Raw genomic sequence first — 23,275 nt, forward strand, 5'->3', positions numbered from 1 at the left:
AAGGAGTTGCATGGACTTCGCCTTGAACCCCTCACTGGATGCGCACGACACCCGCATCCTGGCCGAACTGCAGAACGATGCGCGGCTGACCATGGCCGAACTCGGCCGCCGCGTGCACCTGAGCCAGCCCGCGGTGACCGAGCGCGTGAAGAAGCTGGAGGCCGCGGGCGTCATCAGCGGCTACCGTGCCACCGTGAACCTGGGCAAGCTGGGCTACGGCATCCGCGCCATCATCCGCGTGGGCCGCGCCGACTACGCACGCGTGGTCGAGCTGGTGCAGCAGACGCCCGAATGCGTCAATGCCTACAACGTGACCGGGGAAGACAGCTGGATCCTGGAGATCGCGGTGATCGACGTGAGCCACCTCGACGCGGTGGTCACCAAGTTCTGCATCCTCACCGAGACCGCCACCTCGATCATCCTGAACCCGGCGCGAGAGCACCAGGCGATGCTGCCGCCCAGGAGCTCGGACGTGAAGCCGCCGATCAAGAAAGTGCTCAACGCGTAGCTGCGAGCGCGCTGAAAGCCGCCACCACTTCAGGCGGCGCCTGCACCATCTCGATCAGCACCCCCTCGCCCGCGATCGGGAACTCGTCGTTCGCCTTCGGGTGAAGAAAGCAGATGTCGAAGCCGGCCGCGCCCTTGCGGATGCCGCCGGGCGCAAAGCGCACGCCCTGCGCCGTCAGCCACTCGACGGCCTTGGGCAGGTCGTCGATCCACAGGCCCACGTGGTTCAGCGGCGTCGTGTGCACGGCAGGCTTCTTCTCCGGATCGAGCGGCTGCATCAGGTCGACCTCGACCTTGAACGGCCCCACGCCCATCGCGCAGATGTCTTCATCAACGTTCTCGCGTTCGCTCTTGAACGTGCCCGTGACTTCGAGCCCCAGCATGTCGACCCACAGCTTCTGCAGCCGCAGCTTGTCGGGGCCGCCGATGGCGATCTGCTGGATGCCGAGCACCTTGAAGGGGCGTGTGGTGGCGGCGGTCATGCGGCGCAGCTTTCCGTGGCCTGTTCCTGGACCTGCCGCGCGTTGAGCCCGAGCTTGCGCAACAGCACCGTGTCGGCTTCCACGTCGGGGTTGCCGGTGACCAGCAGCTTGTCGCCATAGAAGATCGAGTTCGCGCCCGCCATGAAGCACAGCGCCTGCACCGCGTCGCCCATCTGCTGGCGCCCGGCCGACAGACGCACGCGCGCGGTGGGCATGGTGATGCGCGCGACCGCGATCATGCGCACGAAGTCGAAGGGGTCGACCGGGTCCGAGTCGGCCAGCGGCGTGCCAGGCACGCGCACCAGGCTGTTGATCGGCACCGACTCCGGGTACGGGTTCAGGTTGGCCAGCTGCGCGATCAGCCCCGCGCGGTGCACCGGCTGCTCGCCCATGCCCACGATGCCGCCGCAGCACACGCTGATGCCCGCGCTGCGCACGTTGGCCAGCGTGTCGAGCCGGTCCTGGTAGGTGCGCGTGTCGACCACGTCGGTGTAGTACTCGGGCGCGGTGTCGAGGTTGTGGTTGTAGTAGTCGAGGCCGGCGGCCTTGAGCTGGTGCGCATGGTGCGGCTCCAGCATGCCGAGCGTGGCGCAGGTCTGCATGCCGAGGCCCTTCACGGCCTCTACCAGCACGGCCACCTTCTCGACGTCGCGGTCCTTGGGCGCTCGCCATGCGGCGCCCATGCAGAAGCGCGTGGCGCCGGCGTCCTTGGCGGCCTGCGCGGCGCGCACCACCTCGTCGACCTCCATGAGCTTCTGCGCCTTCACGCCGGTATCGAACTCGGCCGACTGCGGGCAGTAGCCGCAGTTCTCCGGGCAGCCACCGGTCTTGACCGACAGCAGCGTGGCCAGCTCGATGTCGCCTTCGGGGAAATGCTGGCGGTGCACGGTCTGCGCCTCGAACAGCAGGTCCATCAGCGGCTTGTCGAGCAGCGCCTGGATCGCCTCGACGGACCACGGGCCCTCGGTCCTGGGGGCAGCGGCCTTCGCGGGCCGGTACAGCGTGATCGCCTGTTGCAAGTCGTTGGCACCCATCAGTTGAACTCCAGAATGATCTGATCGACGGCGAGCGATTCGCCCTTGGCCGCTGAAATCTTGCCGACCACGCCGTCCTGCGAAGCGAACAGCACGTTCTCCATCTTCATGGCCTCGATCACGGCCAGCTTCTCGCCGGCACGCACCTGCTGCCCCGGCTGAACCGACACCTCGACCAGCAGGCCCGGCATCGGCGACATCAGGAACTTGCTCAGGTCCGGCGGCGCCTTGTAGGGCATCAGCTCCAGCAGCCGCGCGCCCAGCGGCGACAGCACCATCGCCTCGATCTGCGTGCCGTCGTGCGACACCCGCAGCGCCAGCGGGCTCTTGCCCGCGCCGCGCTCCACCTGCGCGGTGAAGGGCTTGTCGTTGACGATGCCCTGCACGCGGACCGCGCCCAGCGCGAAGCTGCTGTCGATCTTGTAGCTCTTGCCGCCCACGGCCACCGAGCTGGCGCCGGTCTTGCCGTGGAAGTCGGTAACGGAAACCGGGTGATGCACGTGCTTGCCTTCCGGCCCCAGCTCCACCACCACGAACTGCTCGCCCACCTTCACGCCATGGCCTTCGAGCTGCCCGCTGATGCCCGATGCGCGCGCGCGATAGCGGCGATGCACATAAGCCGCGAGCGCGATCAGGAACGACGGGTCGGCATGCGGCACGTCTTCCGCATGGAAGCCCTTGCCGTAGTGCTCGGCGATGAAGCCGGTGTTGAAGTCGCCCGCCACGAACTTCGGATGCGCCAGCAGCGCCGCCTGGAACGGGATGTTGCTGCTGATGCCTCGGATCACGAAGCCGTTGAGCGCCTCGCGCATGCGGGCGATCGCATGCTGGCGATCCTTGCCGTGCACGATGAGCTTGGCGATCATCGAGTCGTAGTACATCGGAATCTCGCCGCCGTCGTACACGCCCGTGTCCACGCGCACGCCTTGCAGGTGCGTGGTGTCGCTCGCGAACATGGTCTCGGTCGGCGGCTGGAACTTCACCAGACGGCCGGTCGACGGCAGGAAATTGTGGAACGGGTCTTCGGCATTGATGCGGCACTCGATCGCCCAGCCGTTGCGCTTCACTTCGGCCTGCGTCAGCGGTAGCTTCTCGCCGGCCGCCACGCGGATCATCAGCTCGACCAGGTCGAGGCCGGTGATGCATTCCGTCACCGGGTGCTCCACCTGCAGACGCGTGTTCATCTCCAGGAAGTAGAAGCTCTGGTCCTTGCCGACCACGAACTCCACCGTGCCAGCGCTCTGGTACTTCACGGCCTTGGCCAGCTGCACGGCCTGCTCGCCCATGGCCTTGCGCGTTTCGTCGCTGATGAAGGGGGAAGGAGCTTCCTCGATCACCTTCTGGTGGCGCCGCTGGATGGAGCACTCGCGCTCGTTCAGGTAGATCACGTTGCCGTGCGAGTCGCCCAGCACCTGGATCTCGATGTGGCGCGGCTCCTCGACGAACTTCTCGATGAACACGCGGTCGTCGCCGAAGCTGTTGCGCGCCTCGTTGCGGCACGAGGTGAAGCCCTCGAAGGCTTCCTTGTCGTTGAAGGCCACGCGCAGGCCCTTGCCGCCGCCGCCGGCCGAGGCCTTGATCATCACCGGATAGCCGATGTCGTTGGCAATCTCCACGGCGCGTTCGGCCGTCTCGATGGCATCGTTCCAGCCCGGAATGGTGTTGACCTTGGCTTCGTTCGCGAGCTTCTTCGAGGCGATCTTGTCGCCCATGGCCGCGATCGAATAGTGCTTCGGCCCGATGAAGGCGATGCCCTCTTCCTCGACCTTGCGGGCGAAGGCTTCGTTCTCCGACAGGAAGCCGTAGCCAGGGTGCACGGCCTCGGCGTCCGTCTGCTTGCAGGCCGCGATGATGCGGTCCGCCTGCAGATAGCTCTCGCGGCTCGGGGCCGCACCGATGTGCACGGCCTCGTCGGCCAGCTCGACGTGGCGGGCTTCCTTGTCGGCGTCGGAGTAGACGGCGACGGTGAGGATGCCCATCTTCTTGGCCGTCTGGATGACGCGGCAAGCGATCTCACCGCGATTGGCAATCAGGATTTTCTTGAACATGTTCTTCTTCTCCGTGCCACTCACAGTGGAATGTTCCCGTGCTTGCGCCACGGGTTCTCGAGCTTCTTCTCGCGCAGCATCACCAGCGAGCGGCAGATGCGCTTGCGCGTCTCGTGCGGCAGGATCACGTCGTCGATGTAGCCGCGTGCGCTGGCCACATACGGGTTCGCAAAGCGGGCCTTGTATTCGGCCTCGCGGGCAGCGAGCTTCTCGGGGTCGTTCTTGTCCTCGCGGAAGATGATTTCCACCGCGCCCTTGGCGCCCATCACCGCGATCTCGGCGCGCGGCCAAGCCAGGTTGACGTCGCCGCGCAGGTGCTTGGAGGCCATCACGTCGTATGCGCCACCGTAGGCCTTGCGCGTGATGACGGTGATCTTCGGCACCGTGCACTCCGCGTAAGCGTAGAGCAGCTTGGCGCCGTGCTTGATGATGCCGCCGTACTCCTGCCCCGTGCCGGGCATGAAGCCTGGCACGTCGACGAAGGTGACGACCGGAATGTTGAAGGCGTCGCAGAAGCGCACGAAGCGTGCGGCCTTGATGCTGCTCTTGATGTCCAGGCAGCCCGCCAGCACCAGCGGCTGGTTGGCGACGATGCCGATGGTCTGGCCTTCCATGCGGGCGAAGCCGATGACGATGTTCTTCGCGTAGTCGGGCTGCAGTTCGAAGAAGTCGCCGTCGTCCACCACCTTCAGGATCAGTTCCTTGATGTCGTAGGGCTTGTTCGGGTTGTCGGGCACCAGCGTGTCGAGCGAATAGTCGGGCCGGTCCGCCGGGTCGCCCAGGCCGTTGTTGCCCAGGCGCACCGGCGGCTTCTCCCGGTTGTTGAGCGGCAGGTAGTTGTACAGGCGGCGCAGCATCATCAGCGCCTCGACGTCGTTCTCGAACGCCATGTCGGCCACGCCGCTGCGCGTGGTGTGGGTGATGGCGCCGCCGAGCTCCTCTGCAGTCACGCTCTCGTGGGTCACGGTCTTCACCACCTCGGGGCCGGTGACGAACATGTAGCTGCTGTCCTTCACCATGAAGATGAAGTCGGTCATGGCCGGCGAGTACACCGCGCCGCCCGCGCAGGGGCCCATGATCATGCTGATCTGCGGCACCACGCCCGAGGCCATCACGTTGCGCTGGAACACGTCGGCATAGCCGCCGAGCGAGGCCACGCCTTCCTGGATGCGCGCGCCGCCCGAGTCGTTCAGGCCGATGACGGGTGCGCCGACCTTCATGGCCTGGTCCATCACCTTGCAGATCTTCTCGGCATGCGCCTCGCTGAGCGCGCCGCCGAAGACGGTGAAGTCCTGGCTGAACACGAACACCAGGCGGCCGTTGATCATGCCGTAGCCGGTGACCACGCCGTCGCCGGGAATCTTCTGCTCGGCCATGCCGAAGTCGACCGAGCGGTGCTCGACGAACATATCCCACTCTTCGAAGGTGTTGTCGTCGAGCAGCAGCTCGATGCGCTCGCGCGCCGTGAGCTTGCCCTTGGCGTGCTGCGCATCGATGCGCTTCTGCCCGCCGCCGAGACGCGCCTGCGCGCGACGCTTTTCGAGTTGTTCGATCAGTTCTTGCATGGTGTGCTTCCGAAGCTGTGGTCCTGAATTTCGTGTCTCATGGTCTGGCCGTGATGGCGGCCGCGGCGAGCAGGCTGCGCGCCGCGGTCGATGCCGGCAGCGTGCCCTGCGCCACCTGCTGCGTGAGCTGCGGCAGCATCTCGCGCACCTGGGGGTGATGCCTGAAGGCCTGCTTGAGGCCTGCGTCGATGCGCTCCCACATCCACGCGGTGGCCTGCTTCTCGCGGCGCTTGCCGAGCTTGCCGTTGGCGGTCTGCAGTTGCCTGAATTGCGTGACGGCTTCCCAGAAGGCATCGACGCCGGTGTTGGCGAGCGCGCTGAGCTGCAGCACCTTGGGCAGCCAGAAGCGCTCTTCAGCGCCGCTGTGCGCGTCGTGCACCGCGTGTGCGTGGTCGGGGTTGCCCTGGTGGCCGAAGAGCCGCAGCGCCGAAGTGATCTGGGCCTGCGCGCGCGTGGCGGCGTCCTTGTCGATGTCGGCCTTGTTGATGACGACGAGGTCGGCCAGCTCCATCACGCCCTTCTTGATGGCCTGCAGGTCGTCGCCGGCGTTGGGAAGCTGCATCAGCACGAACATGTCGGTCATGCCGGCCACGGCCGTTTCGCTCTGGCCCACGCCGACGGTCTCCACGATCACGATGTCGTAGCCGGCGGCTTCGCACACCAGCATGGCCTCGCGCGTCTTCTCGGCCACGCCGCCGAGCGTGCCGCTCGAGGGGCTGGGGCGGATGTAGGCGCGCTCGTGCACCGAAAGGCGCTCCATGCGCGTCTTGTCGCCCAGGATGGAGCCGCCCGACACGGTGGACGACGGATCGATGGTGAGCACCGCCACGCGGTGACCCTTGCCGATCAGCAGCAGCCCCAGTGTTTCGATGAAGGTCGACTTGCCGACGCCCGGCACGCCCGAGATGCCGAGGCGAAACGAGTTGCCCGTGCGCGGCAGCAGCGCGGTCAGCAGTTCGTCGGCCTGCGCGCGGTGGTCGGCGCGCGTCGATTCGAGCAGCGTGATGGCTTTGGCGATGGCGCGCCGCTGCGCCATGCCATCGGTTTCGGCGACGGCGCGTTCGAGCGCCTGTGCCGTATTCAGCACACCGCCTCCGACGCCACGCGCCAGCGGTAGTGCAGGTCGACGCCCTCCTCGCCTTCGAGCACGAAGCCGTGCCGCAGGTAGAAGCGGTTGGCGTCGCTCTTCATGAGCGCGGTGAGCTTGATGTCCAGCCGCTGCGCGCGCGCCTGCGACTTGGCCCATTCCAGCACCCATTCCCCGATGCCCAGGCCCTGGAAGCCGGAACGCAAGTAGAGGTGGTCGAGGCGCAGCGCATCGCTGTCCTCCGGCTTGAGCGTGACGAAGCCGATGCGCTGGTCGCCATCGAGCACGATGTGGTGCATGTACGGCACGACGAAGCCCGCGCTCAGGCGCTCGCGCGAGCGTGCCGCGTCGAAACGGCCCACGCGCTCCAGGCTCGGGCGCATCGCGTCGATGCGCAGGGCCAGCATGGCTTCGAAATCGCTGGAATCCACCGGCTGCAGCGACAGCCGCGACAAGAGATCGCCCACGTCGCGCCTCAGGCCGTGACCGCCGCGCGAATCTGCTCCAGCACGTCCTTGGCGCTGGCCGGAATGGGCGTGCCCGGCCCGTAGATGCCCTTGACGCCGGCCTCGTAGAGAAAGTCGTAGTCCTGCCGCGGAATCACGCCGCCGACGAACACGATGATGTCGTCCGCGCCCTGCTTCTTGAGCTCGTCGATGATGGCCGGCACGAGCGTCTTGTGGCCGGCCGCGAGCGTGCTCACGCCCACGGCGTGCACGTCGTTCTCGATGGCCTGGCGCGCGCATTCTTCGGGCGTCTGGAACAGCGGCCCCATGTCCACGTCGAAGCCCAGGTCGGCGAACGCGGTAGCGACCACCTTGGCGCCGCGGTCGTGGCCGTCCTGCCCGAGCTTGGAGATCATCACGCGCGGACGGCGGCCCTGTTCCTCGGCGAAGGCGTTGATTTCGGTCTTGAGGGCTTCCCAGCCTTCGGCGGAGTCGTAGGCAGCTGCGTACACACCGGTCACCTTCTGCGTGTCGGCCCGATGGCGGCCGAATGATTTTTCGAGCGCGTCCGAAATCTCGCCCACCGTGGCGCGCAGGCGCACGGCGTCGATGCTCAGTGCCAGCAGGTTGCCGGTGTTGTTCTCGGCGGCTTCGGTGAGCGCGTCGAGCGCGGCCTGCACCCGGGCGGTGTCGCGCGAGGCGCGGATCTTCTGCAGCCGCGCCACCTGCTGCTCGCGCACCTTCACGTTGTCGATCGAGAGGCTGTCGATCGCGTCTTCGCTCTTGAGCTTGTACTTGTTGACCCCAACGATCACGTCCTTGCCGGAGTCGATGCGCGCCTGCTTCTCGGCGGCGGCGGCCTCGATCTTGAGCTTGGCCCAGCCGCTGTCCACGGCCTTGGTCATGCCGCCCATGGCCTCGACTTCCTCAATGATGGCCCAGGCCGCATCGGCCATGTCCTGCGTGAGCTTCTCCATCATGTAGCTGCCGGCCCAGGGGTCGATCACGTTGGTGATGTGCGTCTCTTCCTGGATGATGAGCTGCGTGTTGCGCGCGATGCGGGCACTGAACTCGGTGGGCAGTGCGATGGCCTCGTCGAGCGCGTTGGTGTGCAGGCTCTGCGTGCCGCCGAACACCGCGGCCATGGCCTCGATGGTGGTGCGCACCACGTTGTTGTACGGGTCCTGCTCGGTGAGGCTCCAGCCCGAGGTCTGGCAGTGGGTGCGCAGCATGAGGCTCTTGGGGTTCTTGGGGTTGAACTCCTTCATGATGCGGCACCACAGCAGGCGCGCCGCACGCATCTTGGCCACTTCGAGATAGAAGTTCATGCCGATGGCCCAGAAGAAGCTCAGGCGCCCGGCGAAGCCGTCGACGTCCAGGCCCTTGGCCAGCGCGGTCTTCACGTATTCCTTGCCGTCGGCCAGCGTGAAGGCCAGTTCGAGCGCCTGGTTGGCGCCGGCTTCCTGCATGTGATAGCCGCTGATCGAGATCGAGTTGAACTTGGGCATCTTCTGCGCCGTGTACTCGATGATGTCGCCGATGATCCGCATGCTCGGCGCCGGCGGAAAGATGTACGTGTTGCGGACCATGAACTCCTTGAGGATGTCGTTCTGGATGGTTCCACTGAGCTGGTCCTGCGCCACGCCCTGCTCTTCGGCCGCGACCACGTAGCCCGCCAGCACCGGCAGCACGGCGCCGTTCATCGTCATGGACACGCTCACCTTGTCAAGCGGGATCTGGTCGAACAGGATCTTCATGTCCTCGACCGAATCGATCGCCACCCCGGCCTTGCCGACATCGCCGGTCACGCGCGGATGGTCGCTGTCGTAGCCGCGGTGGGTGGCCAGGTCGAAGGCCACGCTCACGCCCTGCCCCCCGGCGGCCAGCGCCTTGCGATAGAAGGCGTTCGATTCCTCCGCTGTGGAGAAGCCCGCGTACTGGCGGATGGTCCATGGCCGCACCGCGTACATGGTGGCCTGGGGGCCGCGCAGGTAGGGTTCGAAGCCGGGCAGCGTGTCGGTGTACTTGAGACCCTGCAGATCGGCCGCGGTGTAGAGCGGCTTCACGCTGATGCCGTCGGGCGTGATCCAGTTCAGCGCGCTCACGTCGCCACCGGGAGCCGACTTGGCTGCGGCCTTGGCCCAGGCTTCGAGATCGGCGGGCTTGAAAGAGGGTTCGGGTGTGCTGCTCATGAGGGGCCGCTTCGCAGTGTCTTGCAGAGGTATTTGCAAATTTGCTTGCACGGATTTGCAAGTCGTTCGCGAGTCTACCCCATCCATAATTATTAATTCAAACCCGATTTTGAAGTACAGTGCGGCCCATGTCCGCCGTCACCCTTACTCCCCGCGCCCTCTATGAAGAGGTGGCCGAGCTGCTGCGCCAGCGGATCTTCCGCCGCGAACTGGAGCCCGGCAGCTGGATCGACGAGCTGAAGCTGGCCGAGGAGTACGGCATCAGCCGCACCCCCCTGCGCGAGGCGCTGAAGGTGCTTGCCGCCGAGGGCCTGGTGACGATGAAGGTGCGGCGCGGCGCCTACGTGACCGAGGTGTCCGAACAGGACCTGGCCGACGTGTACCACCTGCTCTCGCTGCTGGAGAGCGATGCCGCCGGCGTGGTGGCCGAGCGCGCCACCGACGCGCAGCGCGCCGAGTTGAAGGCGCTGCACGCCGAGCTGGAAGCCGCCGCCACCCCCGAGGACCGCGAGCACTTCTTCGCCGTGAACGAGCGCTTCCACATGCGGCTGCTCGCCATCGCGGACAACAAGTGGCGCGACCAGATGGTGGCCGACCTGCGCAAGGTGATGAAGCTCAACCGCCGCAATTCGCTGCTGAAGGCGGGGCGGATCGCGGAATCATTGGCGGAGCACCGCGCGGTGATGGCCGCCATCGAGGCTCGCGATGCCGAGGCCGCCATGGCCCGCATGCGCGAGCACTTCAGGAACGGCCTCGAAGCCGCGAACTAGGCGCAGGCCTCCCGAAAGGGGAGCGGCGCTTCATTCGTGATGGCCGAGGGTGCCGATTTCCCTGGCGATGGCACGCGCCGTCTCCAGCAACAGTGGCGCGATGCGCGTCACCATGGCTTCCTTGGGCATCAGGTAGGCCGGACCGCCGCAGCTGACCGCGTACCGCTCGCCGCGCGGCCCCTGCAGCGCGAAACCGAGGGCGTGGATGTGCGGGTTCCAGTCACCGAAAGAACCGCAGTAGCCCAGGCGCGCATATTCTTCGAGCCCCGCCATCAGGTGAGGCTCGATGGTCGGCCAGCTCTCGCCGCTCTCGAGCCGGATCTGCTCCAGCAACTCGGCCTGCTCCGTCGCGGGCAGCGCCGCCAGATACGCCCGGCCGGCTGCCGATGTGGCGATGGTCATTCGGGTGCCGACCTCGATGCGCGAGCTGATCACCGCCGAGCGCGGCCGCAGCGAATCGATCACGAGCATGTCGAGCTCGTCCCGTACGCCCATGTGCACGCTGACGCCGGCCGCCTCCGCCAACTCGGCCAGGTGTGGCCGAACCACCGTGCGCAAATCGAAATGCAGCAGGTAGCGGCTGCTCATGTCGAGCAGCGCAGGCCCCAGGCTGAAGCGCTCGTTGTCTTGCGACTGTCGCAAATACCCTGCACTCACCAGCGTGGCGGTGAGCCTCGACACCGTGGCCTTAGGAATTCCCGTGGTATCTGCCAGTTCGCGATTGCCTATGGGTGCCGCCGCCATGCCGATGACCTTGAGGAGAGCCAGGCCGCGAGCGAGCGCGCTCACTTCTTCTTTGCCGCCAATCGCGTCATTCATTGAATCGAAACCTTCTTATTTCCCTGATGCACCTCATTTTTCAGCAAAAAACGGTTGACGTGCCACTTATCATGAAGTAGCAATTTTGAAACAATGTTTCATTTAGCGGCAAACAGGCGTGAAAACACCCGTGCCGAGCGCCGAAGCAGGCGCGCCTGGATCAGGCCGCCTGGACCGCCGGCTCGTGCGCGAGTGCCATGACCTCGTGCGGCGGCAGCGTCTTGTGCCGATGGTCGCTCCAGACCTGCCGCCAGCGGCGCGCGCCCGGCAGGCCGTTGCGCAAACCCAGCATGTGGCGCGCGATCGACGACCACTGCGTGCCGTGCTCGGCGGCCTCGCGGACCATGTAGTCGCACATCAGCGACTCGACTTCTTCGCGCGTCAGCACCTGCGGCGCGGCGCCGTAGAACTCGGCGTCCCATTCGGCGAGCCACCAGGGGTCGTGATACGCCTCGCGCCCGATCATCACGCCGTCGAGCAGCCGCAGGTGCTCGTGCACCTGCGCATTGGCCGATATGCCCCCGTTGATCGAGAAATTCAGCGCGGGAAACTCATGCTTCAGCCGGTGCACGAGCTCGTAGCGCAGCGGCGGGATCTCGCGGTTCTGCTTCGGGCTCAGCCCTTGCAGCCACGCATTGCGCGCATGCACGATGAAGGTGTGGCAGCCGGCCTCGCTGACCTGCCCGACGAAGTCGCGCACGAACTCATAGCTTTCGATCTTGTCGATGCCGATGCGGTGCTTGACCGTGACGGGCACGCTCACCACGTCGACCATCGCCTTCACGCAATCCGCCACCAGTTGCGGCTCGTTCATCAGGCAGGCGCCGAAAGCGCCGCGCTGCACGCGCTCGCTCGGGCAGCCGCAGTTCAGGTTGATTTCGTCGTAGCCCCACTCCTCGCCCAGCTTGGCGCAGTGCGCAAGGTCCGCAGGCTCGCTGCCGCCGAGCTGCAGCGCCACGGGATGCTCCTCGGCGTTGAAGCGAAGGTGCCGGGGAACGTCGCCATGTATCAGCGCGCCGGTCGTCACCATCTCGGTGTAGAGCAGCGCGTGGCGGGACAGCAGGCGGTGGAGGAACCTGCAATGGCGATCGGTCCAGTCCATCATCGGCGCGACCGAAAGAATTTTCTTGTTTGAATTCAACAACTTATCTCTGTATTCCATACGTCACCGCCCATCGGCCCGAGGGGGCCGGCCAGCCGGTGGAGCACCGGCCGCATCGGCTTCGTAGTTTCTCACGCAGCGTGCGGGTTCAAGACCGCCGCAGGATAGGCCGCGCTCGCGGCCGCGTCTTGTACGCCAGTGATCCCGCCTGCCCGGTCCGCTACCTCACTGTGGCCAGCGAGCGTTCCAGCGTCTGGGTCAGTTGCTCGACCGTGTAGGGCTTCCGCAGCCACGACGTGCCCTTCATTGCCGTGGCCGGCTCGGCCTGTCCCGTCACGAAGATCACCGGCACGTGGTGGTCGTGCAGGAGCCGTTCGGCCAGGTCGTGGCCCGACAGCGCGGGCAGGCCTATGTCCACCATCACCACGTCGAAAGCGCCATCGAAGAAGCGTGCGATGGCGGCCTCGGCGCTCTTCACGCCCGTTGCCCAGTGCCCCAGGGCTTCGAGCAGCTTCAGGGTGGTGGCGAGCGTGTCGGCATCGTCCTCGACCAAGAGCACCCTGAGCTTTTGTTGTTGTGTTGTCGGCGGCGGTTCTGTTGTCATTGAAATGCATTTTTCCAGACAAATCGCCGCAGCGCAGCGCGTGCGCACCCTTGGGCGCAGAGATCTACGCCAGATAGCGGCCTTGTCTGACTCGGCATGTCGGCCATGAAGGCGCGGGCCGGCCTCGTATCATGCAAAGCCCTGCCCCATTGGCGGCAGCTGCCACGCAGGCACGCGCATGAACACACCCACATCTCTCCTCGACGCCGCCGGACTGCGGCGACTCGCCCTCGCATCCACCCCCGACGCATCGCCCTGCGCCTGCCGCCTCCAGCAAGCCGCGGCCTGGGAGAGCATCACCGAAGAGCGCTGGCCAGAAGCCTTGATGCAGCAGGTCGGCACGCTGCGCGATGCGGATCTGTACGAACCGACTTTCGAGGAATGGCACCCCGCCGGCACGCGCTACGACTCGCCGGACGCGCCGATCTCGGTCACGCACTTTCCGTTCAACCGCTGCAACGTGTACCGCTGCACCGCATGCAAGCTGCTGGTGCTGCGCTACACCGAGTTCGGCGGCTACTACATCGACCACCGCGTGCGGCGCGTCGACGCGGCATTGATCGCCGACTGAGCGCGCACCGGCCCCGAAAAATCGCCCGCGTGCAATTCCTCAGACACCGCCTGCCCTTGCTCCTCGCGCTGGTCGTCACCGCGGCGACGAGCTTCGTGGCGAGCGCCGCGAATGCCGCCGAACCCGTGCTCCTCGTCACCGCGCCCGCCGCCTTGCGGGCGGCAGAGCGCTCCGGTGCCGGATTCGCCCGCTGGTTCGATGCGGCAGCACCGGCATCGAGCGACGGCGTCGCCACCAACGAAGCGCTGGCGCGTTCGCTCGCGTGGCGCACCATCACCGGCCCGCTGGGCGACAGCCTCGCCGGCATCCAGCGGCGCGACCGGCAGGCCGGCGTCGGCGTTGCGCGCTATGCGCACCGGCTGTTCGACGCCCGCTGGCTCGCGAGCCCCGATGCGTTCTTCGAGCTGGTTGGCGTTGCCAACCGCATGGACCGGCGGCCCTTCCAGAACGGCGCCTGCGGCGAGACACGGCTGGTGTACCGGCTGGCCTACCGCACCGCCGCGATGCAATCGCGCCTGCCGATGACCGTCAATGTGGAGCTGCGCGGAGACGCGCCCGACGCCGATGGCAGCTGTGCGGCCACGGCCCGGCTCTGGCAGCCGCCGCAGGCCGCGACCGGCGACGAAGCGCTGGGCCGCTGGCTGGTGTCGGCCGACGGGCCCCTGGCGCCCAGGCGCCTGGAACACGCGCGCATCTCGCAGGTCACGACCAACCTGCAGAGCGTGCGCTGGCCCTCGGCCGTGCGGCCCGACCTGGGCGGTCATGCAGAGTACATGCTGCGCGCCTTCCGCTGGAATGCGGGCACGAAGCGCTACGAGGCAAAGCCGCTCGAAAACACGCCCGATGTCGCGAAGCTCAAGGCCAGCGCGCCGCTGCGCAAGGAACTGCAGCAATGGCTGCGGCAGCCGGACAACCTGCGCGCGCTCGACGAGGCGACATTGCAGATTCCCGAGAAATTCCTCGCGACCGAAGCGGTGTCGGTCGCGCCGCGCGGGCTGGAGCGGCTCGCGAACCGCCCTTTCGAGCAGGTCTTCGCGCCCGGCGAATGGCAGGCGGTGCCCGGCAGCCGCACGCTGCGTTCACCGCAGGCGCTGCTGCGCCGCCTCGACGACCTGAGCTGCATGGGCTGCCACCAGAGCCGCGCGGTCGCGGGCTTTCACCTGCTGGGCGTGGACCGGCGCGGTGCGTCGCGCACCTTCGCCACCGGCAACGCGCTCGCGGTGTCGCACTCGCCTCACGTGCAGGACGAACTGGCGCGGCGCACGGCCTATGTGCGGGCGTCGCTGTCGACGCCGCGACCCGATCCGTTCCGCCCGCTCGCCGAGCCGCTGGAAGCCGACACCGCCGCCGAACCCGCGAAGGTCGGCGCGCGCTGTGAGCCCACGCGCATCACGCCATCGGCCAACCCCTGGCTCGACCGCGCCGAGAAGCTGCCGCGCAACGCCTGCGAAGGCGCGGCCTCGGTGTGCGAGAAAACCTCGGTCGGCTTCCCGGGCGGCATGTGCTCGGGTCCCTGTGACCCGAGGGACCCGAACGGCACCTGCGGCGGCATCGCCATCCTGAGCGACTTCAACAGTTGCCTGGCCGCGAAGAAGCCGTTCGGCGAATGCCTGGCCAAGCACACGCGCCCCGGCAACCTGCGCAGTTGCTCGGCGCAGCAGCCCTGCCGGGACGACTACATCTGCGCGCAGGCCGACGGCCAGCCCGAAGGGCGCGGCGCGTGCATCCCGCCCTATTTCCTGTTCCAGATGCGGGTGGACGGGCACTCCTAGGTTCGGCCGGGACCGGCCTGTAATGGAATGAAATGGATCGGCCTACGGACGGATGCCAACATCCATCCATCGAACAGGAGGACTACATGGGGATCGCATTTGCCAAAGACTGGGACAACATCAATGGGCTCCAGGCAAAGCATGGATTGCAGTACGCCGATGACTACAACACCCTGGGCGCGTCAAGCTGGCAGCAGATATGCACCATGCTGAATACATGGGCAAAAACAGAAATTGCCCATAACCATGCCAACGAACTCCACGACGTGGCCACCGCGGTGCTGGACAGTCAAACCAATGTCACGGTCGAACTCGGCTTCCATCAGCTACAGAACTTCAACGGACAGAGTTACTTTCACATCACGGTCATACATCCGGACGGCAGAAAGTTCCATATGTTCAGCCGGGCCGTCATCTACATGCAGCAGATCGCGCATATAGAAAAAACCATCGAAGGCGGCACCCGGGTTCCCACTTCTTACGAGAAGAGAATCTATACGTACGCCCAACAGCCTTACAACCCCATCGTTTGATCAGGCCTCTTCGTACCAGCGGTCCTTGGCCAGCATCACGCGGTGGTGGCCGTGTCCGGACGGCATCATCGGAAAGCAGTTCTCCTGCGCCGCCACCTCGACGTTGAGGAAGAACGGTCCGTCGCTCGCAAGGCACTCGGCCAGCGCCTCTTCCAGTTCGGCCGGATCGGTCACGCGGCGCGCGCCCCAGCCGAATGCCTTGGCCAGGGCCACGAAGTCGGGCAGCGCCTCGTTCCAGCTGTGGCTCAGGCGGTTGCCGTGGTTCAGTTCCTGCCACTGGCGCACCATGCCCATGTAGCCGTTGTTGCACAGCACCAGCTTCACCGGTACGCGATGCTGCACGCCAGTGGACAGCTCCTGGATGTTCATGAGCACCGACGCATCGCCGCTCACGCACACCGTCAGCGCCTCGGGGTGGCCGATCTGCGCGCCGATGGCGGCCGGCAGGCCGTAGCCCATGGTCCCGGCACCGCCTGAAGTAAGCCAGCGGCGCGGGCTGTCGAAGCGCAGGTATTGCGCGGCCCACATCTGGTGCTGGCCCACGTCGGTCGAGACGATCGCGTCGCGCCCGCCGATGGCGCGGTTCAGCGAGGACATCAGCTGCTGCGGCAGGATCGCGTCCTCGCGCGTCTCGAAGGCCAGGCAGTCTTCGGCGCGCCAGCGTTCGATGCGCGACCACCACGGCGCCAGCCGCTCGGGAGCAAAGCTGTCGGGCAGCAGCGCCAGCAGGCCTTCGAGGATCGCCGCGCAGTCGCCCACCATCGGCACGTCGACGTGCACCACCTTGTTGATGCTGCCGGGGTCGATGTCGATGTGGATCTTGCGCGCATGCGGGCAGAACTCGTCGAGCTTGCCGGTCACGCGGTCGTCGAAGCGCGCACCGATGCACACCACCAGGTCGGCCTCGTGCATGGCCAGGTTGGCCTCGAGCATGCCGTGCATGCCCAGCATGCCGATGAACTTGGGGTCCGACGCCGGGAAGGCGCCCAGCCCCATCAGCGTGAGCGTGCACGGCGCGTGCAGCAGGTGCACCAGTCGCGTGAAGGCTTCGCAGGCCTCGGGGCCGGAGTTGATGAGCCCGCCGCCGCCGTAGATGACCGGACGGCGCGCCGTGGACAGCAGGTCGGCCGCGCGCTGCATCATGGCCTTGGGCGGCATCGCGGCGCGGCTGGTGCGCAGCGCGCGCAGCGGCGCCGGCTCGGGCGCATGGCTCAGGCGGTTGAGCTGGATGTCCTTCGGCACGTCGAGCAGCACCGGCCCGGGGCGGCCGGTGGTGGCGATCTCCAGCGCGCGGCGCACCAGCGAAGGCACGTCGTCCGCCGAGCGCACCTGGCGGTTCCACTTGGTCACCGAGCGCGACATGCCCAGCGCATCGCTCTCCTGGAAAGCCTGCGTGCCGATCACCGCGGTCGCCACCTGCCCGCTGATGCACAGCACCGGCACCGAGTCGCTCATGGCGTCGAGCAGCCCGGTGATGGTGTTGCCCACGCCGGGGCCGGAAGTGACCAGCACCACGCCCACCCGTCCGGTGCTGCGCGCATAGCCTTCGGCCGCATGCACCGCGGCCTGCTCGTGGCGCACCAGCACATGGCGCAGCCGCGGCTCGCCGTGCAGCGCGTCGTACAGCGGCAGCGCCGCGCCGCCGGGGTAGCCGAAGATGGTGTCGACGCCGCACTCGACCAGCGTGTCGAGCAGGGCTTCGGCACCGTTGCGCACCACGGGGGGCGCCTCGGGGTGGAGGGACAGGGAGGACGTGAGGGGTAGGTCGAGCAGTCGCATGCCGTCGATTCTTCCGGTTTGAGCGCAAAATATGCTTCTTTCTTTTGGCTCTTCGGACTCGATTCATGAAAATCAATCGGCAAATCATCGGCGACAACGAAGGATCTTTCGACAAGACCGATCTGGCGATCCTCCGTGTGCTGCTGCTCGATTCCCGCAAGACCCTGCAGGAGATCGGCAACGAGGTCGGCCTGTCGCCCACCAGCTGCTGGACGCGCATCAAGAAGCTCGAGGCCACGGGCGTCATCAAGCGCTACACGGTCGACGTCGATCCGGCCAAGCTGGGCTACCACGACTCGGTGATCGTGCAGGTCACGCTGGAGAGCCACACCGACGAGACCCTCTACGACTTCGGCCGCGTGCTCGCGACCATCCCCGAGATCCAGGAGGCCTACCTGGTCTCCGGCGACTACGACTACTACATCCGCATCGCCGTGCGCGACACCCGCGACTACGAGCGCCTGCTGCGCGAAAAGCTCTACAAGATCCCCGGCATCCGCCACAGCAAGTCGCACTTCGTGCTGCGCGTGCTGAAGGAGACCAGCGTGCCGGTCATCTGAAGCCCGGCTCAGAGCCGGACCAGTTCGACCCGGCGGTTCTTCGCGCGCCCCGCCTCGCTGTCGTTCGGCGCCACGGGCTCGGCCGACCCGGCACCGCGGGTCGTGAAGCGGCGCGGGTCCACGCCGGCCTTCACCAGCGCCGCGATCACCGCCAGCGCGCGGCGCTTCGAGAGATCGTCGTTGTGCTTCGCGTCGCCCTGCGCATCGGTGTGGCCCACCACCGAGAGCTTCAGCGGCGGATTGCCGCGCATGAGCTTGGCCATTTCGTCGAGCGTGGGCTGCGACTCGGGCCTGATGACGTCCTTGTCCAGGTCGAACAGGATGCCGTAGAGGTTCACGCGCCCTGTCTCCGCCAGGCTCTTCTGCATGGCCGTGGCATCGACGAAGACGATCTTGTTGTCTTCCATCGCCTTGGTCTCGACCACCCGCACGAATGCGTGGTTGCCCACATCGGCGTTGTGCTCGGCCAGCGCGATGCTGGCGTACACCGTGCCCGTGGGGCCGGTCTTCTTCGCCAGCAGGTAGCGGCCGCTCACCGCGAAGTAGTTGCGCGCGTAGTCGCCCCGGCTGCCCAGGCGCGGCCATTCGGGCTCGTCGAAGGCCAGCGCAAAGTCATAGGGCGTGGTGGTGTCGACGCTGCCCGGTCGCGGCCTGTAGCACGACGCATTGGCCGTGCCGCAGGTGAACAGCACCTCGAAGCCCTTGGCCTTGAGGCTGGACTCGTAGTTGCGCTGCACCTCGAGCAGCGAGCGCTCCTTGGGCAGGCGGTAAAGATAGAGCGTGACCTTGCCCTCGACCCGCAGCAGGTCGGGCTTGCCGCCGCCCCAGTTCTGGAACGGCTCCTTGATGAGGCCGACCTCGTCGTACGCGGCGGCCTTGTAGCCGTCGAGCACCGCGCCCTCGTAGCGGCCGACCAGCGGATGGTCCTTGCCGGGCTCGGCGGCGAATGCGCCGGCAAGCAGCAACGGCGACAGCAGAGCCGCGCCGGCCAGGCGCGTGCATCGGGCCATGAAAGAAGTCTTTGTCATCGAAGGCATCGGCTGGAACGGCGATGCGCTTCATGCTAGGCAGTGAAGCCTCCGCTGTGCATTCGACGGATGGCCTATGCCGTGGCCGGACCGCCCCGGCCACCCCTGGCTCAGCGCATCAACGCATCAACGTATTCGACGGCAAGGTCTCGTCCAGCAGCTTGCGCGCCGTCTCGATGCCCGCCACCGGCAGCAGCTTGGGGTCGAGCAGGCCGACCTGCACCAGAACGCTGGCCTGGTCCCAGTAGATGTGCTCGTGGTAGAGCTTGTCGCCGCGGAACTTGATGACGGCCAGCAACGGCACTTCCACCCGCTTGCCGGTGGGCGCCACGCCGGGCAGCATCCACGGGATCTCGGTGGTGTGGGTGAAGCTGAACAGCAGTTCGTCGACCACCTGGGTGGCGCCGATGGTGCGCGAGATCGAGGTGAGCGCGGTGTCCGGCGGGTTGCTGTTGACGAAGTGGTTCGTATAGAACGCGTGCAGGTCCTTGTAGCCCACGCCGCCGGTCATGGTCGGGATGTGGTTGACGTAGGGCTCGGCCACCATGGTGCGCATGGTGTCGTCGACGTTGCGCGTGGCGAACTCGTATTCGCAGTGCTTGTCCCACAGCGCCGAGAGGTCGTAGTGCGGGCCGATGGCGTCTTTCAGCGTGGCGATGCTGCGCTCGTGCGCCATGAGCGCCGAGGGCTTGTGGAAGTGCTCGCCGCCCGCGCGTGCGAAGGCGTGGTCCATGCCGGCGTAGACGTACAGCGACACGCCGGGCCGGCCCTTGAGCGCGGCCAGGATGCGGTCGCGCGCCTCGGGCGGGCAGAACTTGTCGAGCTCGGCGATGTGCAGGGTCAGCGGGCACTTGATGTTGTCGGCCTCGTCCAGCGCGGCGTCGATGCCCACGCCGTAGTAGCCGACCACCGCATCGGCGTCGGTGCGGCAGGCGCTGAGGTAGGCGAGCTTGCCGCCAAGGCAGAAGCCGAGCACGCCGACCTTCTTTTCCGTTACCTCGGCACGGGCGCGCAGCGCGTCGATGGCGGTCTGCATGTCCTGCATGCCCTTGGCTTCGTCGAAGCCGCCGTACAGGGCAAAGGCACGCTGCCAGTCGGCTTCGCTGTAGCCCAGCTCCACGCCGGGCTCCTGGCGCCAGAACAGGTCGGGCACCAGCACCACGTAGCCTTCCTCGGCGTAGTAGTCGGCCACCTCGCGCATCGTGTGGTTGATGCCGAAGATTTCCTGGGCAATCACGAGGCCGGGGCCGGTGCCCACCTCTGGCAGCGCCAGGTAGCCGCGAAAGGCGCCGCTGCCGTCGGCGGCCTGCATCTGGATGTACTGGCCCGGGGCCTTGGTTTTCTCTTGCATGTGGGTTCTCCGTTCTATTGCAAACATTCCGGGTGCCGCGTCGTCACCTGGTAGTAGCCCGAGTGAAAGACCAGCGGCTCGCCGTCGAAGCGGTCGTAACGCTCGACCTCGCCGATGAAGATGAGGTGATCGCCCCCGTCATACTGCCTGACATTGCGGCAGACGAAGCGCGCAATGACATCATTGAGCAAGGGTACGCCCGCCGTGCCCTCGCAGCAGTCCACGCCGCCGAACTTGTCGGCCTGCGGCGTGGAGAACTGGCGCGACAGGTGATGCTGGTGCGCCGCCAGCACGTTGATGGCGAAGTGGCTGGCGCCGGTGAAGTCCGCCACGCTGGGTGCGTTGCGCGCCAGGCTCCACAGCACCAGGGGCGGATCGAGCGACACCGACGAGAACGAGTTGGCCGTCATGCCCACGCGGCGCCCGTCGATGGCGCGGGTGGTGATGACGGTCACGCCGGTGGAAAACTGGCCCAGCGCCTTGCGGAAGTCGCGGCGGTCGAAGCGGTCGGCCGCGGCCTCGCGCGCCCTGTCCTCCAGGAAGCGGTCGGCCTGCGCCGCATCGAACCACCAGGGCGCGAAGGCGCGCGGATCGTCGAAGCCGTTGACCACCATGCTCGCGACCGAGGGCATGTGCGTCGCGCTCTGCAGCAGCTTGTGCAGGTGCGGCGTGGGCGGCGCGAGCAGGCTGCGGGTCCAGTCGGTGGCCCAGCGGGCGTAGCCCTCCCAGTAGCGGTCGAAGGTCTCTTGCATCCATGCCGCGTCGAAGGGTGCGTCGGGGTTTTCGAGGATGCGCTGCAGGTAGATGTGGGCGCTCTTGGCCGCGTTGTTCGAGCCCTGCCCGGTGATCGGGTCGTTGAGCACCACCACGTCGGCCATGCCCAGCACCTGGCGCCCCGAGGGCAGCGTGGCGACGGGCTTGCGCACCGTGGGCGCGAAGCTGCCGACGAGGATGCCGTTGTCGTCGGTCAGCGCGATTTCCCGGCAGCGCTCGGCCTCCCAGGGCAGGAAGGTTTCGAGGATCTGCCTGCTGCGCGCCAGGTGCTCCTGCGGCGTCTTCACGTCGGCCCAGCAGTCCATCGGCCCGCCAGGAATGCCTTCGAACACCATGATCTCGCACGGGCCGCTGGTCGTGAGCGCGGGGAACACGAAGTACTCGCCCACGCCGGGAATCAGGTTGAAGCACACGGCCGGGAACGGCTCGCGCGGCTTCATGCCCTTCACGTAGGTCAGCGCCAGCACGCGCTGCGGTGCGTCGAATGCGCTGCGTTCGGCGTCGCGCTCGAAGAGCTTTGCGATCTCGCCCTTGCCGCTGGCCACCACCACCAGTTCATGCGTGCGCGCGCACGCCTCCAGGGCATCGAGCCCCACGGCCTTCAGAACGATCCGGCCGCCGCGCTGCTCGAAGGCGTTCATCCAGCAGTGGATCTTGACGCGCTGGTCGACCGACTGCGCCGCGCCGTCGAGCCGGGCGCTCCACTCGATCGCCTTGCCGCCCTGCGGGTTGCGCACCGTCATGCCGATGCCTTCCACGCGCGGGCAGTCGTCGGCCCAGAAGTCGAGCCCGAGTTCGCGCTCGGTCTGCAGCGCGGTCTCGAACATGCACTGGCTGGACATGACCGGCCCCTCGAGAATCTCGCGCGCGCCGCGGTTCGAGTAGACCGTCACCTCGTGCCCGGCCGCTTGCAGGCCCAGCGCAAGCTGCATGCCGGACTGGCCGGCGCCGACGATGGCAACGCTGCGTTTCATTGCGTCGTCAGGCCGCGGCGGCGGCGCAGGTTTCGATGTAGCGGTCGGCCTCCACCGGGTCTGCGAACCACGGGAAGAAGGTGCGCGGATCGTCGAAGCCGTTGGCGAAGGCGCTGGCCAGCGTCGGCATCGCACCGGCGCTGCCGAGCAGCTTCAGCACATGGGGCGGCGGCGGCGTGAGCAGCATGTTGGTCCACTGCGTGACCCACTGCGAATAGCCGAACCAGTAGCGGTCGAAGGTCTGCTGCATCCATGAGGCGTCGGCCGCGCCCTCGCCGCGCGCGAGGATGCTCTTGAGGTACACGTCGGCACACTTGGCCGCGTTGTTCGAGCCCTGGCCGGTGATCGGGTCGTTGAGCACCACCACGTCGGCCAGGCCCAGCACCTTGCGCCCCGAAGGCAGCGTGGCCACGGGCTTGCGCACCGTGGGCGCGAAACGGCCGGCGAGGATGCCGTTGTCGTCGGTCAGCTCGATGTCCTTGCAGCGCACGGCTTCCCACGGCGTGAAGGTGTCGACGATCCACTTGCTGCGCACGAGGTGCTCCTGCGGCGTCTTCACGTCGGCCCAGCAGTCCATGGGGCCGCCCGGAATGCCTTCGAACACCATGATCTCGCAGGGCCCGCTGGTCGTGAGCGCGGGAAACACGAAGTACTCGCCGACGCCGGGAATCAGGTTGAAGCACACGGCAGAGAACGGCTCGCGCGGCTTCATGCCCTTCACGTAGGTCAGCGCCAGTGCGCGCTGCGGCTTGTCGAAGGTCGACTTGTGGGCGTCGCGCTCGAAGAGCTTCGAGATCTCGCCCTTGCCGCTCGCCACCAGCGTCAGGTCATGCGTCTGCGTGCAGGTTTCGAGCTCGTCGATGCCAGCGTCCTTGAGGACCAGCTCGCCGCCCTTCTTCTGGAATTCGGCCATCCATGCCGGGATCTTCACGCGCTGGTCGACCGACTGCGCGCTCGAATGCAGCCGTGCCGCCCAGTCGATGGCCTTGGCGCCCTTCTGCTCGGGATGCGGCACCGCCAGCCCGATGCCGTCGACCGTGGGGCATTCCTTGGCCCAGTGGTCAAGGCCAAGGTCTCGCTCGATCTGCAGCGACGTGTGGAACATGCACTGGCTCGACATCACCTTGCCGTTGCGTATGTCGTCCGCCGTGCGGTTGCTGAACATGGTGACTTCGTAGCCCGCGCCCAGCAGGCCGAGCCCCAGTTGCAGGCCCGACTGGCCCGCGCCGACGATTGCGATCCGCTTCATTGTCTTGCTCCTTGCTTGGTTGCTTGTT

Annotated in this window: 21 protein-coding genes and 1 pseudogene; 6 read left to right on the forward strand and 16 right to left on the reverse strand. The window is 66.9% G+C overall.

Annotated elements, in window-relative coordinates:
• Positions 1-10: 10 nt before the first annotated feature.
• Positions 11-508, forward strand: coding sequence for an Lrp/AsnC family transcriptional regulator (locus QRN67_RS05735; protein ID WP_285411018.1), 498 nt, complete (start codon positions 11-13; stop codon positions 506-508).
• Here the strand turns inward: QRN67_RS05735 and QRN67_RS05740 are convergent.
• The 7 genes from QRN67_RS05740 to scpA are packed head-to-tail and all read right to left on the reverse strand — an operon-like array spanning position 498 to position 9,361.
• Positions 498-989, reverse strand: a complete 492-nt coding sequence (locus tag QRN67_RS05740) for a VOC family protein (RefSeq protein WP_106934207.1) — start codon at positions 987-989, stop codon at positions 498-500. The two genes, QRN67_RS05735 and QRN67_RS05740, sit on opposite strands and share 11 nt — an antisense overlap.
• Entirely contained in the window at positions 986-2,023 is a 1,038-nt protein-coding gene (gene bioB / locus QRN67_RS05745; protein ID WP_285411020.1) for a biotin synthase BioB, read from the reverse strand. The genes QRN67_RS05740 and bioB overlap by 4 nt, the downstream gene beginning before the upstream one ends.
• On the reverse strand, positions 2,023-4,071 hold the full coding sequence (gene accC / locus QRN67_RS05750; RefSeq protein WP_285411021.1) for an acetyl-CoA carboxylase biotin carboxylase subunit: 2,049 nt from the start codon (positions 4,069-4,071) through the stop codon (positions 2,023-2,025). Before accC ends, bioB begins: the two co-directional genes overlap by 1 nt.
• Before the next feature lie 20 nt (positions 4,072-4,091).
• The gene (locus QRN67_RS05755) at positions 4,092-5,636 is read right to left on the reverse strand and encodes an acyl-CoA carboxylase subunit beta (protein ID WP_081269005.1); all 1,545 of its coding nucleotides are present in this window, start codon (positions 5,634-5,636) and stop codon (positions 4,092-4,094) included.
• Positions 5,637-5,673: 37 nt separating this feature from the next.
• On the reverse strand, positions 5,674-6,723 hold the full coding sequence (meaB, locus tag QRN67_RS05760; protein ID WP_285411022.1) for a methylmalonyl Co-A mutase-associated GTPase MeaB: 1,050 nt from the start codon (positions 6,721-6,723) through the stop codon (positions 5,674-5,676).
• Complete coding sequence (locus tag QRN67_RS05765; RefSeq protein WP_106934204.1) at positions 6,717-7,190, reverse strand: GNAT family N-acetyltransferase; 474 nt, start codon at positions 7,188-7,190, stop codon at positions 6,717-6,719. Before QRN67_RS05765 ends, meaB begins: the two co-directional genes overlap by 7 nt.
• An 8-nt stretch (positions 7,191-7,198) precedes the next feature.
• The gene (gene scpA, locus QRN67_RS05770; protein ID WP_285411025.1) at positions 7,199-9,361 is read right to left on the reverse strand and encodes a methylmalonyl-CoA mutase; all 2,163 of its coding nucleotides are present in this window, start codon (positions 9,359-9,361) and stop codon (positions 7,199-7,201) included.
• Between the two features lie 128 nt (positions 9,362-9,489).
• Between scpA and QRN67_RS05775 the strand changes: the two genes are divergently transcribed.
• Entirely contained in the window at positions 9,490-10,131 is a 642-nt protein-coding gene (locus tag QRN67_RS05775) for a GntR family transcriptional regulator (RefSeq protein WP_106934202.1), read from the forward strand.
• A 30-nt stretch (positions 10,132-10,161) separates the two neighbouring features.
• On the opposite strand, the gene QRN67_RS05780 is transcribed toward QRN67_RS05775, so the two are convergent.
• From QRN67_RS05780 to QRN67_RS05790, 3 genes are all read right to left on the reverse strand, one after another.
• On the reverse strand, positions 10,162-10,950 hold the full coding sequence (locus QRN67_RS05780) for an IclR family transcriptional regulator (RefSeq protein WP_285411027.1): 789 nt from the start codon (positions 10,948-10,950) through the stop codon (positions 10,162-10,164).
• Between the two features lie 160 nt (positions 10,951-11,110).
• Positions 11,111-12,112, reverse strand: coding sequence for a tRNA dihydrouridine(20/20a) synthase DusA (dusA, locus tag QRN67_RS05785; protein WP_285411028.1), 1,002 nt, complete (start codon positions 12,110-12,112; stop codon positions 11,111-11,113).
• 160 nt (positions 12,113-12,272) lie between these two features.
• Positions 12,273-12,611 carry a response regulator gene (locus QRN67_RS05790; RefSeq protein WP_205367143.1) on the reverse strand — a complete coding sequence of 113 codons (339 nt, stop codon included), beginning with the start codon at positions 12,609-12,611 and terminating at the stop codon, positions 12,273-12,275.
• 223 nt (positions 12,612-12,834) lie between these two features.
• Here QRN67_RS05790 and QRN67_RS05795 point away from each other — a divergent pair, with 223 nt between their 5' ends.
• The 3 genes from QRN67_RS05795 to QRN67_RS05805 all read left to right on the forward strand — a co-directional run bounded on the left by QRN67_RS05795 (position 12,835) and on the right by QRN67_RS05805 (position 15,532).
• The gene (locus tag QRN67_RS05795) at positions 12,835-13,227 is read left to right on the forward strand and encodes a hypothetical protein (protein WP_285411029.1); all 393 of its coding nucleotides are present in this window, start codon (positions 12,835-12,837) and stop codon (positions 13,225-13,227) included.
• A gap of 29 nt (positions 13,228-13,256) precedes the next feature.
• A complete protein-coding gene (locus QRN67_RS05800) occupies positions 13,257-14,999 on the forward strand; it encodes a hypothetical protein (protein ID WP_285411030.1) in 1,743 nt (580 codons plus the stop codon).
• Positions 15,000-15,085: 86 nt separating this feature from the next.
• Positions 15,086-15,532, forward strand: coding sequence for a hypothetical protein (locus QRN67_RS05805; RefSeq protein WP_285411032.1), 447 nt, complete (start codon positions 15,086-15,088; stop codon positions 15,530-15,532).
• Here QRN67_RS05805 and ilvB read toward each other — a convergent pair whose 3' ends face one another.
• A complete protein-coding gene (gene ilvB, locus QRN67_RS05810; protein ID WP_285411033.1) occupies positions 15,533-17,311 on the reverse strand; it encodes a biosynthetic-type acetolactate synthase large subunit in 1,779 nt (592 codons plus the stop codon).
• A 65-nt stretch (positions 17,312-17,376) separates the two neighbouring features.
• Between ilvB and QRN67_RS05815 the strand changes: the two genes are divergently transcribed.
• Positions 17,377-17,871, forward strand: coding sequence for an Lrp/AsnC family transcriptional regulator (locus QRN67_RS05815; protein ID WP_172839876.1), 495 nt, complete (start codon positions 17,377-17,379; stop codon positions 17,869-17,871).
• Between the two features lie 8 nt (positions 17,872-17,879).
• On the opposite strand, the gene QRN67_RS05820 is transcribed toward QRN67_RS05815, so the two are convergent.
• From QRN67_RS05820 to QRN67_RS05840, 5 genes and pseudogenes are all read right to left on the reverse strand, one after another.
• Positions 17,880-18,881: an OmpA family protein gene (locus QRN67_RS05820; RefSeq protein WP_285411035.1), complete on the reverse strand. Its 1,002-nt coding sequence runs from the start codon at positions 18,879-18,881 to the stop codon at positions 17,880-17,882.
• A gap of 136 nt (positions 18,882-19,017) precedes the next feature.
• The gene (locus tag QRN67_RS05825; RefSeq protein ID WP_285411036.1) at positions 19,018-20,250 is read right to left on the reverse strand and encodes a dienelactone hydrolase family protein; all 1,233 of its coding nucleotides are present in this window, start codon (positions 20,248-20,250) and stop codon (positions 19,018-19,020) included.
• 14 nt (positions 20,251-20,264) lie between these two features.
• Positions 20,265-20,789, reverse strand: a complete 525-nt coding sequence (locus QRN67_RS05830) for a flavin reductase family protein (protein ID WP_234382824.1) — start codon at positions 20,787-20,789, stop codon at positions 20,265-20,267.
• Positions 20,763-21,998, reverse strand: a pseudogene (locus QRN67_RS33200) (styrene monooxygenase/indole monooxygenase family protein); the annotation flags it as partial. The pseudogene QRN67_RS33200 and the gene QRN67_RS05830, both read right to left, overlap by 27 nt.
• A gap of 7 nt (positions 21,999-22,005) precedes the next feature.
• Positions 22,006-23,247: a styrene monooxygenase/indole monooxygenase family protein gene (locus QRN67_RS05840; RefSeq protein WP_285411037.1), complete on the reverse strand. Its 1,242-nt coding sequence runs from the start codon at positions 23,245-23,247 to the stop codon at positions 22,006-22,008.
• Positions 23,248-23,275 lie beyond the last annotated feature (28 nt).

The sequence above is a fragment of the Variovorax sp. efr-133-TYG-130 genome (genome assembly GCF_030208835.1).
Lineage (GTDB): Bacteria > Pseudomonadota > Gammaproteobacteria > Burkholderiales > Burkholderiaceae_C > Variovorax.